This is a genomic window from Cribrihabitans pelagius (assembly GCF_048820915.1).
In the GTDB taxonomy this organism is placed as follows: domain Bacteria; phylum Pseudomonadota; class Alphaproteobacteria; order Rhodobacterales; family Rhodobacteraceae; genus Cribrihabitans_A; species Cribrihabitans_A pelagius.
The window spans coordinates 113,315-128,072 of record NZ_JBMERR010000011.1 but is presented as its reverse complement, the minus strand read 5'-3'; the positions used below and the strand labels follow the sequence as shown (position 1 = coordinate 128,072).

Below are 14,758 nucleotides of genomic sequence, written 5' to 3'. Positions count from 1 at the left end.
CGGCCCGGAGGCACAGCCAAGCGGCGGCGGACATCGTTTGCGCGGCGCGGACCTGTTCTGGAGGCGAGTGGCCGCCGGAGGCCCGCTTGCTCCGAAAGGCGGCGCCGGCACCTTTCCGGTGAACCCTCAGCGGTCCTGCGCGCGCATCAGGCTGAACACCTGTTCCCTCATCCAGGCGGCGAGGGGCGTCGTATCGGACCGTTTGTGCCAGATACCTACGATCAGCGGCGGATCGATCGGCATGGGCGGCTCGAATACCCGCAGGTCAAAGGTATCCGCCACATCGGCCGCCAGCTGGGACGGCACGAGTGCGATCAGATCGCTCTCCCGCACCGCACGGCACACCCCGGAAAAGACCGGGACCGTCATGGCAACGCGCCGCTGTCTGCCGGCTTGCGCAAGGGCGGCGTCGCCCATGGCTGCAATGTTGCCTTCCGGCGAGAACAAGACGTGGTGCAGTGCGCAGAACAGGTCCAGCGGCATGGTCTGCCCCGGCTCCAGCCCCGCGATCCCCGGGTTGCCGCGCCGCGCGATAACCTGGAACGGCGAGTGGAAAAGCGGCTCGCGGCTGACCCAGTCAGGCAGCGGCGTGTCGGGGATCAGCGCCATGTCCGCGTTGCGGCGTTCCAGGCTGGCAATATAGTCGTGCGGCACAAGATCGACGAGCTGCGCCCGGATGCCCGGAGCCTTGCGTTGCAGCAGATCGCCCAGCGGCGGCATCAGCAGCTCGGCGAAGAAATCGCTCGCCGCGATCCGGAACGTCCCCGTCGCGGTCTGCGGCTCGAAACAGGCGGGCGGTGACAGGATGGCTTCGATCCGCTCCAGCTCTTGCCGGACCGGCTCCTTCAGCCCGGCGGCATAATCGGTCGCGATCAGCCGGTTGCCCTGGCGGACGAACAGCGGGTCGTCCAGGGCATGGCGCAGGCGCGACAGGGCGCCGGAAACCGCGGACTGCGACAGCCCCAGCCGGGCGGCGGCCTTGACCGTCGAGCCTTCCCGGAAGATTGCGTCAAGCACGCGCAGCAGGTTGAGGTCGAACGTCGCGAAATTCATTCCAGCGATATCCTATATCAGGAAATACACTTTGGCCGATACCCTGTGTTCAGTTTATCATCTTGAGACCGAAAGCGCTTTCGTTTCAGTTCCCAGTTCAGGAGTGAAACGATGAAGGACCTCGCCACAGACAAAGACGCCCTCGAATGGCTCGGCGTCAGATACAAGACCATCCTTTCGCGGGAACAGGCCGGGGGCGCGATGTCGATCGTGGACAGCTGGTCGCCGCCGGGAAGCGGGCCGCCCCGGCACATCCATCAAAGGGAGGACGAGGCATTGGTGATGCTCTCCGGGACCTGCAAGGTCTGGATCGCAGGCAGGGAGGCAATCGCCGGGCCGGGGGAAAGCGTCTTCATTCCGCGCGGCACGGAGCACAGTTTCAAGGTCGCGGGCAGCGCGCCGTCCCGCCACCTGGTGATCCTGACGCCCGGCGGGTTCGAAGGCTTCTTTGCCGAGATGGCCGCGGGCCGGTTCCGTATTCCGGACGACATGGCCGCAATCGAGGAGTCGGCCGGGCGCCATAACCTCACCTTCACCGGACCGCCTCTGGAGTGACCCGATGACCGCCAGGCATACCCTCTATCACATCCCGGTCTGCCCGTTCTCCCAGCGGCTTGAGATCCTGCTGGCCTTGCGGGGCCGGGAGGAGGCCGTGGAGTTCCGGCCCGTCGACATCACCAAGCCGCGCGATCCGGAGCTTCTGGCGAAGACAGGCGGCACCGCCGCGCTTCCGGTTCTGGAGACGCCGGACGGCATCATCCTGAAGGAAAGTCTGGTGATCCTGCGCTATCTCGATGAGCTGATCGAAGGCCCGCGGCTGCGGCGCCCAGACCGGGCGCAACATGCCATCGAGTCGATGCTGATCGCCCGGGAGGGTCCGTTCACGATGGCGGGCTATCATTTCGTCATGAACCAGGAGCGCGCGCGCCGCGGTGCCTGTGCGGAAAAGCTGCTGTCTCTCTATCGCGATATCAATGGCTTCCTGCTCGAACACAGCCCCGCAGGGCGATATCTGTTCGAAAGCTTCGGTCTGGCCGAGGCGGTCTACACGCCGGTCTTCATGCGGTTCTGGTTTCTTGGCTACTACGAGGGTTTCGAGTTACCCGCAGAGCCGGGATACGAACGGGTGCGGGAATGGCAGGAGGCTTGCCTGGCTCACCCGGCAGCCCGGCAGGTCACCCGGGAAGAGATCGTGAAGCTTTATTACGATTACGCCCTCGGGGCGGGAAATGGCGCGCGAGCCGATGGCCGTTCCGTGTCCAGCTTTGCGGTCACGCCGCATTGGCGGGACCGCCCATGGCCGCCGCGGGACAAGTACCGGGGCACGGCCAGCGACGCGGCGCTGGGTCTCCTGGCCTGAGAGCTGCGGGCGTATGCGGATGGGGAAGCGGCGCTGCCGGGATGCGTGTTTAGCCGGATTTGCAGCGGTCTTCCCCGGTGCGCAAGCCAGGCCGCAAGGGTCGATCCGGGCCTTCGCTGCAGGCGGGCGAAGCGGCCCGCGCTGCCCGTGCTTCCCGCGCGCCATGCTTCAGGCGGGCGGCGCGGTGCGCAACCGCCGGACCGGAAGCGCGGGCCGCCCCGGTGGGCGGCCCTGAGCCTTGCCGGCGTCAATGCGCTGCGGCGGTCTCGTCGCTCTGGCCGAACAGATGCGCGCGGGCGGGGTCGAACTTCAGGTCGATGGCCTGTCCCGGCGCAAAGACCTTGTCTTCGTCGAAAGCGGCGATGAACTTGCTGCCGTCCTTCAATGTCATGTCGACCACCGTCTCGGTGCCCAGCCGCTCGGACAGGTTCACGGTGCCGTGCAGCATCCCCTGGCCGGGACCGGTGGCCGAAACGTGCTGCGGCCGGATGCCCAGCACCGCGCCGCTCTGGCCGCCGATGCGGCCCTTGTGGGCGACCGCGACCGGCTCCAGCGCGGCGTTCGAGACCTTGGCTTGGGTGCCGTCCTTTGCATCGACCGAAACGTCCAGGAAATTCATCGACGGCGCGCCGAGGAACCCGGCGACGAAGCGGTTGGCCGGTTCGTGGAACAGCTCCATCGGCGCGCCCGCCTGCATCACCTTGCCGTCCTTCAGCACGACGATCTTGTCGGCGAGCGTCATTGCCTCGACCTGATCGTGGGTGACGTAGACCATGGTGGCGCCGAGCTGGCTGTGCAGCTTGCCGATCTCCATCCGCATGTCCATCCGCAGCGCCGCGTCGAGGTTCGACAGCGGTTCGTCGAACAGGAACACCTGGGGCTTGCGCACGATGGCGCGGCCGATGGCGACGCGCTGGCGCTGGCCGCCGGAGAGCTGGCTGGGCCGCCGGTCGAGAAGGTGCTCCATCTGCAGGATGCGCGCGGCCTCGGCCACCTTTTCCTCCTTCTCCTTCTTCGGAGCGCCGGCGACGGTCAGACCGAATGCCACGTTCTCGCGCACGGTCATGTGCGGGAAGATGGCGTAGGACTGGAACACCATGGCGATGCCGCGGTCCTTCGGCGGCAGGTCGTTCACCGTCTGCCCGTTGATTTCGAGTGTGCCGGAGGTGATGTCCTCGAGACCCGAGATCATCCGCAGGAGCGTGGACTTGCCGCAGCCCGAGGGGCCGACGAAGACGCAGAATTCGCCGTCTTCGATCTCCAGGTCGACGCCCTTGATCACCTGGGCATTGCCGTAGCTCTTGCGCACGTCCTTCAGTTTCAGAGTTGCCATGCCCGTCACTCCGCTGCTTGCGGCGGCCGCCCGACGCGGAGCAGGCCGTTGGGATCGAGGACGACGGGTTCGGGGTCCATGACGTAGCCGCCGAACGCGCCGTCGGGGGCTATGTCGTTGAACCCCAGGATCACCAGCCCCTCGCCGGTGTCGGCGATCCGCGCCGCGTAGCGCAGGCAGGGCAGGGCGCCATCAAGAAACCCCGGCGCAATCCGCCACGGCCCGCGCGGGCCGTCGCCGGTCAGGTAGTGGCTGCCGGTGACCGGGCCGCCGGGCGTTGCCTCGGCCTGGCCCTTGGAGAAATGCTCGGCGGCGGTGCAGAACAGGCAGAACCACCGGCCCTCGTGCCGGAACACCTGCGGCACTTCCAGCTGGCCGAAGCCGCCGGTGAAGACCGGGGGCTGCAGGGTCCAGGACATCAGGTCGGGCGAGGTGGCGAAACCTATGGCGCCGCCGGCGTTCGGCTCCGCGATCCCGGCCGCGCGGGCGGTGAAGAACATCAGCCAGCCTTCGCCCTCCGGGTCGCGCATCACCCAGGGGTCGCGCATCGCGCGGTCGTGCCAGAACCCCTTCATGTGATCGGTCTCGTAGGCCCCGGCATTGGGGCCGGTAAGGTCGAGGCAGAGCCCGCCGCCCACCCGTTCCCAGGAATGCATGTCGGTGGAGGCGGCATGGCCGATGCGCTGATAGAGCCCGTCCTCGGACCGCGAGGTGCCGGTGTAGAACAGGTGCCAGAGCCCGTCATCATCCTTGATCACAGATCCTGTCCAGGTGGTGTAATCGTCCCAGGCCGGCCCTTCGGCGGGCTCGAAACAGGTGCCCTTGTGCTCCCAGGTCACCAGGTCGTCCGAGACCGCGTGGCCCTGGCTGACGTTGAAGTGGCGCAAATCGGGGTTTTCCAGCGACTTCGGCGCTTTCAGGAAATAGCCGTGCCAGCGCGCGCCGTCATGGGCATACCAGCTGTCCCAGATCCAGTCTTTTTCGAGTGCGATAACCATGTTTGAAGTCCTCAGCCTTTGACGCCGGTCGATGCGATCGACGAGATGAAGGCGCGTTGCATGACAAGATAGAAGGCGATGACCGGGACCGAGATCAGCGTGAGATAGGCCATCACCTCGCCCCAGGCGATTTGCAGCTGGAAGAAGTAGCCAAGCCCCACCATGACGGGGCGGTGCGCCTCGTCCTGGACCACGATCAGCGGCCACAGGTATTGCTCGTTGTACATCTTCAGCGCTTTCAGGATCGCGGCGGTGGCCAGCACCGGGCCCGACAGCGGCATCACGATCTTGCGGTAGACCAGGAACCAGCTGGCGCCCTCCACCCGCGCCGCCTCGATCAGTTCGCGCGGCAGGTCCTTGAAGAACTGCACGAAGAGAAAGATCGTCAGCGCGTCCACGATCCACGGGATCACCTGCACCCGGTAGGTGTTGAGCCAGCCCCATTCCAGCCCCTCCCAGCCGATCCACGGCAGCTTCGAGACGAACAGCAGGAGCGGCACCGCGATGGTCTCGAAGGGGATGATCAGGGTGGCGACGATCACCGAGAGCAGAACGCCGCGGCCCTGCCAGTCGAGAAAGACGAAGGCAAACGCCGCCAGCGAGCAGAGCAGGACCGACAGCGCCACCGTGACGATGGTGATGCCGACCGAGTTCAGCATGAACAGCCCGATCGGCGCGCGGCTGAACGCCTTGTGGTAGTTGTCGAGGCTGATGTCGCCCACCGGCAGGAAGGCCCGGAAGCTCGACGTGTCGGCCAGAAGCTGCTGGTCGGGCTTGAGGCTCGACACCACCATGAAGACCAGCGGGAAGAGGAAGATCAGGGCCACGACGGACAGCGTTGCATAGCGCGCCGCCAGTCTCAGGCCGCGGTTTTCGGAAGTGACGAGGGCCATTATTTGCGCTCCCGGGTCAGATAGGCCTGCAGGGCCGAAATCGCCAGGACCATCAGGAAGAGAATGACCGAGATGGTCGCGCCCCCCGAGATGTCCTGCTTGCCATAGCCGCGTTCCACGGTCTGGAAGACCAGCGTCTGCGTCGAATCCAGCGGTCCGCCATTGGTCATCACGTCGATCTGCGCGAACACCGCGAAGCTCTGCATGGTGATGACGATCAGCACCAGCACGGCGGTGTTCCTCAGTCCCGGCCAGGTGACATAACGGAAGGTCTGCCACTTGCTGGCGCCCTCGATGGCGGCGGCCTCGTAGAGCGTGGGAGAGATGGTCTGAAGCCCGGCGAGCCAGATCACCATGTGGAAACCCACCGCCTGCCAGGCCGACATGGCGATGATCGAGCCGAGCGCCGTTTCGGGCGAGCCCAGCCAGTCTTTGGGGGTGAAGACGCCGAAGGTAAGGGTTTCGAGAAGGTTGTTCAAAAGCCCGTCGTTGCCGGAATAGAGGAACCGCCACAACAGCGAGATAACGACGATGGAAACCACCACGGGCATGAAATAGATCGTCCGGAAGGCGTTGATTCCGCGCAGTTTCTGGTTGATCAGCAGCGCCAGCAGCAGCGCGCCGCCGCCCTGGAGGGGCACGATGAACAGCGCGAAGGTCAGCGTGTTGACCAGCGCCTTCATGAACACCACGTCCGACGCCAGCACCACCTTCGCCTTGCCGCCCCAGTGCCAGCGGAACCATTCGCGCATCCCCTTCAGATGCGGAAAGTCGCCGCTGCGGGTGATGGTGCGGACACGGGGGTATACGGCCTGGCCGTCCTCATCGCGCTGCACCTCGCCGCCGGCGCCGCGCTCGGGCTCCAGCGTGATCACCGAAACGCTCAGCAGATCGGCATAGTTCTTCAGCCCGACGAACTCGGCGGGGTTGGGCGAGACCAGCCGCTGGTTGGTCAGCGACAGCCAGAAGGCGAAGAAGAACGGCACGATGATGAACAGGAACAGCAGCGAAAATCCCGGCAGTGCGAATAGCCACCCGGCACGGTTCGATCGTCTCAGCTTGCTTGACATAAGTGTCCCTCGGAAAGGCGGGGCCGCGGGGGTCGCGCGGCCCCGGCAGGATCAGTGGCCGTAGCCCCGGTTGGCTTCGATGTCGCTGTCGATCTCGTCGACCGCGCCATCCAGCGTGTCGGCGACGTCGGCGCCATTGGCGATATCGGCCAGCGCCTTTTCGAACACCTTGGCGGCGACGACGTAGCCCGGGGTCACCGGCCGCACCTGCGCCTGCTGCTCGGAGAGGTCGAAGAACACGGCCATCGGGCCGCCATCGGCATAGTTCCCGGTCATCTGCGCCGCTTCCTTGGTCGACGGGATCAGGCCGATGCCGTCCGAGAAGTCCGCGAGGTACTTGTCCTGCAACGCGTGTTCGACGAAGGCCGCGGCGCCCTCGGGGTGGCCGCAGGCGCTGGAAACGCCGAATTGCCACGACGCCGCGCCAATGACCGGGCCATTGCCGAAATCGGGCGCCGGCAGGAAGACCAGATCCTCCACCGCCTCAAGTGCCGGGACAGCCGCCCAGTTGCCATTCCACGAGAACGCGTATTTACCCTCCGTGAAGCCGGAATCCCGGTCGGCAGGGTCCTGGCTGGTGCCCGGGGCATAGCCTTCGGTGAACAGCGACTGCCACCATTCGCCGAACGCGATCGCCGCATCGCCGTTCAGCGCGCCTTCGGCGGTCTGGTAGGTTTCGCGGTCGACGATGTCGCCGCCGAAGCTCTGCAGGAACGGCGAGAAGGCGTATGGGTACCATTCGCCGGTCCAGGCGGTGCCGAGATCCAGCGCATAGTCGTATTTGCCGCTGGCCTTCGCGGCTTCGAGGGCGGCCATGAATTCCTCCCTGCTCCAGGGCTCCTCCAGGGTCGGTGTGCGCAGGCCGAATTCGTCCAGCGTCGACTGGCGGGCAAAGAGCGCCACGGCCGCGTCCCAAAACCCGGCCGAGTAGACCTCGCCGTTCCAGCGGCCGATGGTGGCGTCGAGATGGCCCTCCAGCGCCTCCTCCCGGACCGGCAGCGGCTGGAGATAGCCGGCCCAGGCCCAGTTCGGCATCACCGGCCCGTCGACATCGAGGATGCAAGGCAGGTTGCCGGCCAGCGCCGCGGCGACGACGCTGTCGTTGTAGCTTTCCTGCGGGAAGCTCTCGACCGTGACTTTCCAGTCGCTCTGGGCGCCGTTGAAATCTTCGATGATGCCGTTCAGGATCGTGCTTTCGGCTTCGTTGCCGGCGCCGTGATACCACAGGCTCAGCTCGGTCTGGGCGCTGGCCGCCCCGGCCAGCGCGGTGGACGCGGCCAGCGCGCGAAGGGTCAGTTGGGGCAGTTTCACGAATTTTCCTCCCGTGAGATCAGACTTGGGTGAGGGCGGTCACCGAGGACCGCCAGACGACGGATCCCTGCACCAGCACGGGACCCTCCGGAGCCGGGGGCTTGCCCCCGGTCATCCCGAGCATCAGCTCCGCCGATTTCAGCCCGATCGCGCGATAGGGCAGTTCGACGGTACTGAGCGAGGGGTAGAGCATTTCGGCGATCGAGCGGTGATCGTCGTAACCGGCCACCGAGATGTCCTCCGGCACCCGGAGCCCGCGGCTGCGCAGCAGGCCGTAGACCCGCATCGCCATTTCATCGTTGCCGCAGCAGATCACGCTCGGCGCATCGCCCAGCGAAAGCAGCTGCTCGAGCGCCCCGGTCAGCTGCCCGCTGTGCATGTCGCGCCCGATCACGTGGCCCGGGGCAACCAGTGCCGGGTCGAAGGCCATGCCGGCCCCGGCGAGCGCCGCCCTGTAGCCTTCGAGACGCAGCCGCCCGGCCGGCATCTCCGGGTCCAGCGTCAGGAAGCCGATCCGCCGGTGCCCGGCCGCGATCAGCCGGGCCACCAGAGCTTTCTGCCCGGCGGCGTCATCCGGCAGGACACAGGGCGTGCCGCGGTCATCGTAGCAGTTCGCCAGCAGGACCGGGCATTTCGCGGCGCCAAGGTCCAGGTCCACCCGGCTGTGGTGATCGGCGACGTATATCAGGCCCTCGACGCGGTGCTGCGCGAAAGTCGCCGCCAGCACCGGCACGGTTTCGGGGCTCTCACCGGTGTCGGCGATCATCAGGATCCTGCCGCCGGCCGAAATGCCCTGCTGTATCGCCTGCACGATGTGCAGATCCGGCAAGCCCTTTGCCCCGGCCACTTCAGCGGCGCCCGAGATCGCTCCGGTAATCAGGCCGATCAGCCCGGACCGGTTGGAGCGCATCATCCGCGCTGCTTGCGAGGGCACGTATCCAAGGGCCGCGATGGCCCCGGTCACCGCGGTGCGGGTTTTTTCGTTGACCGGGGCATCGCCATTGAGCACGCGCGACACCGTCTTTGGCGACACGCCCGCCAGTTTTGCGACATCGTAAATGGTTGCCACGATTCCGTCCTCCCGGCCCGCATGACATCGGTGTCATGACATCGGTGTCATACGTGAGTCCGGCCGGGCGTGTCAACTTTTTTGTCCTGTCGGCCGCGGCAAGCCCGAAGGGTGCCTGCGCTGCCGAAACTCCGCTCGCGGTGCAAAGCGGCGGATGCTGCGGGCGATTACGTGACTCCTGGTGGCCGGGTTCAGGCGCAGCGGCGCCACATCTGCCAAAAAGGGTGGCCAGATTGGCCGCGGAGGGTTCGGTCGGATCATTTGGTCTTTACTTTTGGTCCATATGATCCAATATTGAGCCCAAGGAGCAAGATCATGCAGATCACCGCAAGAACCCGTGAACCGGCAGAACTCACCGCAGTGGCGCTGAAGGCATACGCCCGGGCCGCCGGGGCCTGGGGGCTGACCTTGAAGGAGGCGGCCGCCTTGGCCGACATGTCGGAGAGCACCTGGAAGCGCGCGCGCAAGCCGGGCTTTTCCGGTGAGCTGACCAAGGATCAGCTGCTGCGCCTTTCCGCGATCATCGGCATCTACAAGTCGCTGGAGCTCTATTTCTCCGAACCGCTCGCCAGGGCATGGATCACCCGGCCGAACACCGGCCCCCTCTTCGGCGGCGCGCGCCCGGTCGATACCGCGATCGAGGGCGGCCTGCCGCAGATCCTGAATATCCGGACCTACCTGGATGCGCTGCGGGGCGGTGCATGAAGCAGACCGGTATCTCGGACCGGGGGCTCATCCGCCTGCTTCCGGCCACCTACCACAAGGCTCCCGCCCTGCGCGGATTGGTGGATACCGATGAGGAGGCGGACATCCTTGCCGAAATCGAAGGGCTCACCAGCGCGCGCCTGGTTGCCGAGGCCGGCAAGAGCCCGCATCTCGACCCGCGGGAGCTTGCCTGGCACCGCCGCAAGGCGGACCTGCGGGTCTATGGCAACACCCATGTGAACGCGGCCTTCACCTACACGCGGGCGGGCGGCAACCGCTTCAACGGAGAAGACCGCGGCGCCTGGTATTGCGCCTGGGATGTCATGGTGTCCGTTGCCGAGGTCGCCTTCCACCGCACCCGCGAGCTTGAATACACCGGGAGTTTTCACGACACCGCGCGCTATGTCGAAATGCACGCCGATTTCATCGGCACGTTCGATGACATCAGTGACGAGCCCGGGCACGCGGCGCTGCACCCCGATCCGGCCATCGGTTACCCGGAAGGTCAAAGCCTCGCGGAGGGCCTCCGGCGTGCGGGATCCCGGGGGCTGATCTACCCGTCGGTGCGGGCGCCCGAGGGCAACTGCCTCGTGTGCTTTGACCCGCAGGCCATCCAGAACGTCCGGCCCGGGGCCTCCTGGGAGCTGAGCTGGGAAGGCACGCCGGATTACGCGATCCTGCAGGTGGCCTGACCGGCGCTCCAGGATCGGGCAGCAGCGCACGGGATGCGGCAGCTGGCAGAGACCCGGACTGGAGCCGGGGCGCAGGCCGAATACACCATCTGACCTTGGACCAGCCTCCGCCAACCCCTGTGCCGGCCCGCAGCATGCCTAGGCGTTGCCGCAGGAAGTCATCCGTCTCCGCGCAAAATTGCCCGGCGCAGGCGGCCGAACGGACGCTCGTGTTCCTTGCTCAGATAGTCGCTGCTGAGGGCGGTGACCGGTGCCATGGAGAGGGCAAAGCAGGCGCCCTGCTTCAGCTGATCCGAAAACCACGGCGCCTCATACTGGGGTGTGGTCGACCAGCTTTCCCGGATCGCCGCATTCTGCATGTTGACGATATTGGTGAACGCCGACGCCGGGTCATCCGGGTTCTTGCGGTAGCTGAGGGCGATGGAGGAGAGCTCCACCAGTTCGGCATGGGTGAACGGCAGCGCCGCGTTGCGGATCTCGACCGCCGGGTGCTCCTGGCGGCGCATGATGCAATAGACGGTCTGCCCGCCGCAGGTCGGATCGCGGTCGGTGAGTTCGAGCGCATAGGGCTGGTTCGAAACAACTATGCCGCCCATATCATCGACGCCGATGCCGAAATCGCCGAGGTTGTCCTCGCGCGGGCTGCCTTCGAGCAGGTACAGATCCGCCGCCGCCAGGGTGCTGCCGAGGGCTTCGGCAGAGGCTTTGAGCTGGGTGGCGTTCTTCCTTGCGGTTTCGTTGTCCGGCGGGTTGGCGCCCTGGGCATAGATCTGGACGCTGTCGTAGTTTTCGGCCGTTACATCATGGAAGAAGGCCTTGATGCATTCGGGGCTGTCCAGATGCGCCAGGGTGGCCGAGATCTCCTCTCCCTTCTGCGCAACAACAATCGTGATGATGCAGGAGGTGGCGCTGTCCGAATACAGGGTCATCCCGGGAACCAGCGCGGATTTCAGGTAATTGCCCTGATCGACAAAGCGAAAACCGCCGCCGGGCTTCGGCGCTGGCGGATTGCTGGTGCGGTTGATCGTGACAGGTATCATGCGGCGGCCCCCTCATAGGTTTGCAGCGGATTGGTCAGCGGGTTGCCGTTGACCTGGTATTCGCAGACTGGCGCCAGACCGGGACCGGCGGAAAACAGTGCTGTGGCCTGGGTCTGGAATTCCTCGTTCGGATAGTGGGTCTCGCGGCAGATCGAGAGCTCGCACCGGCCATAATACTGATCGGTCAGCACAGACATTATCCCGGCATGGGTGGGGTCCTGCTGCAGCAGGAGCTCGGCCCTGGAGAGCCGCAGATAGGTCGAGTGGTTGGCCGGGTAATGGACTGCCTCCGGCTGAATGCGGAAATGGTTGGCCGAAGCGAAATGCCCGGCGTGGCGGATGATACTGCGCACCGGAGCGTGCAGAAAGGGGCGCGGCATGTATTCGAGGAAGATCGAGACCGGCCGGGTCTGCGCCTCATCCGCCCATCCGGTCAGCAGGCTGATATCGGGCGCCGGGAATCCGGTTCCGCTGCCCATGTCTTCGTAGAACCCCGCAAGGAACTCCGCCGCCGCGGTGGCGGTGGTGAAGCTTGAGACGCTCTTCTCATAGGCCGCGAACAGGGCATCGGTCTGCGCATCGGTGACAAAGTAATTGGCCGATGTGGTATAGGCGTCGGCGGCCACGAAGGACACGCCCGAGCTGTTGCTTCCGGCCCAGAGCCGCCCGCTGCCGTCCCCCCGGGTCAGGGCGGTGTAACTGACAACGCCATTGCTGCCGGCCCTGGTCTGCGGCGCATTGAATTCGGTAACCGGGATCAGGTCGCATTGCTTGAACGTATGGATGGTCTGGCCGTCAAAAACGGCTCCGATGGTACACATGGCGGTGCCTTTCGCTGAAATTCCGGGAGCGCTCAGATGATGTCCGCCGTTCCATCGGGCACATACATGTAGCAGTAAAAGCCGTAGGTCACGACGTATTCGTTGAAGTCGCTGCCGGTGCCGCCGGTGCCGCCGGTCCCGATCGGACCCTGGTTGACCCGCCAGTTGGCACTTGCCGGATCGGTGATCGGGTTGCCGGCAAAGTCGAAGTTCGTCACCTGATCGCCGCCATCCTTCTGCGACCAGGACATGGGCGACAGGCTGTCGCACCGCGCCCAGTGGTAGTCCCCGGGCCAGTTGGCCTCGGAATCGCCGCCAATGGCGTTTTCCGGCGGCGAGAACATCAGGGCGGCGTAATGCCCGCCCGCGCCGGCTGTGGCCGCATGTTTTTCGATATCAGCGAGCGTGGTGCCGACATAGACCAGCCCGTCGCTGACGGCATTGTCGCGCACATGTTCGGCGGTGAAGTTTTCCGAAAGCGCCGGGGCACCGCTGGCGCGGCCGGGCTGGGGGAAGGAGTTCGAGGCGATGTTGCAGCCATAGGCATAGCAGTTGTTGTTGGGCTGGTATTTCGCCGACATGAAGGACCCCTGGCAGTCGCCGGCCGGGTCATAGCCGGTATTGGTATCGCGGACCGTGGCGGCGTATTGCGGCACGCTGCCCCAGGCGGTCTCGACGTAATTCGGGGCGATCAGCGCCCCGTCAGGCGCTTCCTCCCTGATGGAGTGGCGCTGATCACCTTCGGCAATGCGGCCGCTGAATTTGAATACAGGCGTCATAGTATTCTCCCGGGTTGTGAGATCAGTTTTGCGAGTAGAGCGTGGTGGAGAGCGTCTGGCCGGAGTAATTGCAGACGCTGAGATTGAGGTCGCCGCTGCCATAGGAACCGGAGATCATCAGCACGGATGAGGCCCCGCCGCTGACACCGGTATTGGTGGCCCAGATGGGTTCGTTACCGGCGCTGCGCAGCACCAGATTGCCGTCATTCTGCATGACCAGACTGCCGGGGTGGCCTGCGGCCTGGCTTCCGAAGGGGGCCCACAGGAAAGTCCCGTCGCTGGCGCAGAGGACCGGGCCGGAGATGGGATCGTTGCTGAGAGTTGCGCTGCCATCCAGCGCCATGATCGACTGGCCCGCCAGCAGCCGGCTGCTGGTGCGGCTGTCCAGGCGGCTGACATTCCGGATTTCGCCGAACAGGTTGAGCTGGATGAGATCCTTGACCTGATCCGCAGACCAGCCATTGGCGGCGGCGGCGGCCTGCAGGATCATGGTCTTGGTAAAGGCCGCCATCGGTGTCATGTCAGAGGCGCTGAGCGCCCCCGCATCGGGCAGCCACGCGCCCGACGCGTAAGCCGAGTCATTGACGGTTCCGGCGATAACCTGGGTGCTGTCGACAATCACGATACCGGCGTCATTGGCGGCCTTCAGCGCGGCATAAATTGCGCCTTCTTGGGCGTTGTCGGGATTGCCGGACGGGAAGTTTCCTTCGCCATAGGATTGCAGCACCAGCCCCTTCAGGCCGGTGCCCGCCGCCGCAGTGATCAGATTGGCGATGATGGCGGAGCTGCTGGTTGGGCTGTAGGCGGCTGGGAAGGCATTGAACTGCATTACCGGGAAATCATCGATGGCGTCTGAGATGGCGGTCAGCTGCGCCTGCGCCGCCGCCAATGCGGTGGCGTTGTCCAGGCTGACGCTGGTGCTGACCGGATCCGGCAGCATCCGGTCGGGATATTGCGTCAGCCGGATGCCGTAATGGGCCAGCGGCGGGTAGTTGGGCGAGTTGAACGCCACGAATTCGCTGGCATTCACTTTCAGCACCCGGTCGCCGCGGTACAGGTAGCTGTCGAAATAGACCCCGACTTCGGGAATGCCGAGCCGCGCGCAGGCCACCGCGCCGCAGAAGTTCTGAAAGGCATCGGTGTTGAAGTTGAGCGTCAGGCCTGAAGCGTCTCCGGGGGTGGTTTCGGTAAACATTGGCACCTGCGAACCGGTGATGATCACCGGCTTGGAGAGCAGGGCGGTCCCAAACCCCTGGGCATCGAAGACATTCAGCAGAAACGGCAGGGCGGAGCCGGTGAAATCCATCGAATCGGTGCCGTGCAGGATGACGAACCCATCGTAATCAGCGTAATTTTCGAGAATGTAGCCTGCCATCAGGCACCAGTCGCTTGGCTGCAGATTCGTGCTGTCGAGTGTTCCGGTTGTGCTTTCCGGAAACACCAGATCGGTCTCGTAAACCAGCGTGGTGTCCGGGAATTCCTCGGCCAGGACCGGGTCGAGGATTGTCTGCGAAGCGGCCGCGAAATCAGCCGCGGACATGGGGGCGAGCGGGTCGCCGACACAGCTGATAGTTCCGCCGGTGTTAATGATGCAAATCTTCATAGCTTCAACCTCCGCAAAGCAATGCAAGCAT

Annotated in this window: 15 protein-coding genes; 4 read left to right on the top strand and 11 right to left on the bottom strand. The window is 65.3% G+C overall.

Translation table 11 applies throughout. The annotated features are described in order from the left end of the window. Positions 1-126: 126 nt before the first annotated feature. On the bottom strand, positions 127-1,053 hold the full coding sequence (locus ACOHX0_RS11715) for a LysR family transcriptional regulator (protein ID WP_420676914.1): 927 nt from the start codon (positions 1,051-1,053) through the stop codon (positions 127-129). 111 nt (positions 1,054-1,164) lie between these two features. On the opposite strand from ACOHX0_RS11715, the gene ACOHX0_RS11710 reads away from it, so the two are divergent. Together ACOHX0_RS11710 and ACOHX0_RS11705 are read left to right on the top strand one after the other, a co-directional pair. Beyond that, a complete protein-coding gene (locus tag ACOHX0_RS11710; RefSeq protein ID WP_420676913.1) occupies positions 1,165-1,608 on the top strand; it encodes a cupin domain-containing protein in 444 nt (147 codons plus the stop codon). A gap of 4 nt (positions 1,609-1,612) precedes the next feature. Next, on the top strand, positions 1,613-2,413 hold the full coding sequence (locus ACOHX0_RS11705) for a glutathione S-transferase family protein (protein WP_420676911.1): 801 nt from the start codon (positions 1,613-1,615) through the stop codon (positions 2,411-2,413). A gap of 247 nt (positions 2,414-2,660) precedes the next feature. Here ACOHX0_RS11705 and ACOHX0_RS11700 read toward each other — a convergent pair whose 3' ends face one another. The 6 genes from ACOHX0_RS11700 to ACOHX0_RS11675 are packed head-to-tail and all read right to left on the bottom strand — an operon-like array spanning position 2,661 to position 9,087. Next, a complete protein-coding gene (locus ACOHX0_RS11700; protein ID WP_420676909.1) occupies positions 2,661-3,746 on the bottom strand; it encodes an ABC transporter ATP-binding protein in 1,086 nt (361 codons plus the stop codon). 5 nt (positions 3,747-3,751) lie between these two features. Further along, positions 3,752-4,744, bottom strand: a complete 993-nt coding sequence (locus ACOHX0_RS11695) for a glycoside hydrolase family protein (RefSeq protein WP_420676908.1) — start codon at positions 4,742-4,744, stop codon at positions 3,752-3,754. Between the two features lie 11 nt (positions 4,745-4,755). Further along, entirely contained in the window at positions 4,756-5,637 is an 882-nt protein-coding gene (locus tag ACOHX0_RS11690; RefSeq protein WP_420676907.1) for a carbohydrate ABC transporter permease, read from the bottom strand. Continuing rightward, complete coding sequence (locus ACOHX0_RS11685) at positions 5,637-6,707, bottom strand: carbohydrate ABC transporter permease (RefSeq protein WP_420676906.1); 1,071 nt, start codon at positions 6,705-6,707, stop codon at positions 5,637-5,639. Before ACOHX0_RS11685 ends, ACOHX0_RS11690 begins: the two co-directional genes overlap by 1 nt. 51 nt (positions 6,708-6,758) lie before the next feature. Then, positions 6,759-8,018, bottom strand: coding sequence for a sugar ABC transporter substrate-binding protein (locus ACOHX0_RS11680; protein WP_420676905.1), 1,260 nt, complete (start codon positions 8,016-8,018; stop codon positions 6,759-6,761). Positions 8,019-8,037: 19 nt separating this feature from the next. Then, a complete protein-coding gene (locus ACOHX0_RS11675; RefSeq protein ID WP_420676904.1) occupies positions 8,038-9,087 on the bottom strand; it encodes a LacI family DNA-binding transcriptional regulator in 1,050 nt (349 codons plus the stop codon). 315 nt (positions 9,088-9,402) lie between these two features. Here ACOHX0_RS11675 and ACOHX0_RS11670 point away from each other — a divergent pair, with 315 nt between their 5' ends. After that, positions 9,403-9,792 (top strand): antitoxin Xre-like helix-turn-helix domain-containing protein, encoded by a 390-nt coding sequence (locus ACOHX0_RS11670; RefSeq protein WP_420676903.1) that lies wholly within the window; start codon positions 9,403-9,405, stop codon positions 9,790-9,792. Continuing rightward, positions 9,789-10,484, top strand: a complete 696-nt coding sequence (locus ACOHX0_RS11665; protein ID WP_420676902.1) for an RES family NAD+ phosphorylase — start codon at positions 9,789-9,791, stop codon at positions 10,482-10,484. The genes ACOHX0_RS11670 and ACOHX0_RS11665 overlap by 4 nt, the downstream gene beginning before the upstream one ends. 158 nt (positions 10,485-10,642) lie before the next feature. Here ACOHX0_RS11665 and ACOHX0_RS11660 read toward each other — a convergent pair whose 3' ends face one another. The 4 genes from ACOHX0_RS11660 to ACOHX0_RS11645 are packed head-to-tail and all read right to left on the bottom strand — an operon-like array spanning position 10,643 to position 14,727. Continuing rightward, positions 10,643-11,524, bottom strand: a complete 882-nt coding sequence (locus tag ACOHX0_RS11660) for a hypothetical protein (protein ID WP_420676901.1) — start codon at positions 11,522-11,524, stop codon at positions 10,643-10,645. Next, entirely contained in the window at positions 11,521-12,345 is an 825-nt protein-coding gene (locus ACOHX0_RS11655; RefSeq protein WP_420676900.1) for a C45 family peptidase, read from the bottom strand. The genes ACOHX0_RS11660 and ACOHX0_RS11655 overlap by 4 nt, the downstream gene beginning before the upstream one ends. A gap of 32 nt (positions 12,346-12,377) precedes the next feature. Beyond that, positions 12,378-13,124 (bottom strand): hypothetical protein, encoded by a 747-nt coding sequence (locus ACOHX0_RS11650; RefSeq protein WP_420676899.1) that lies wholly within the window; start codon positions 13,122-13,124, stop codon positions 12,378-12,380. Positions 13,125-13,146: 22 nt separating this feature from the next. Beyond that, positions 13,147-14,727: an asparaginase domain-containing protein gene (locus ACOHX0_RS11645; protein ID WP_420676898.1), complete on the bottom strand. Its 1,581-nt coding sequence runs from the start codon at positions 14,725-14,727 to the stop codon at positions 13,147-13,149. Positions 14,728-14,758 lie beyond the last annotated feature (31 nt).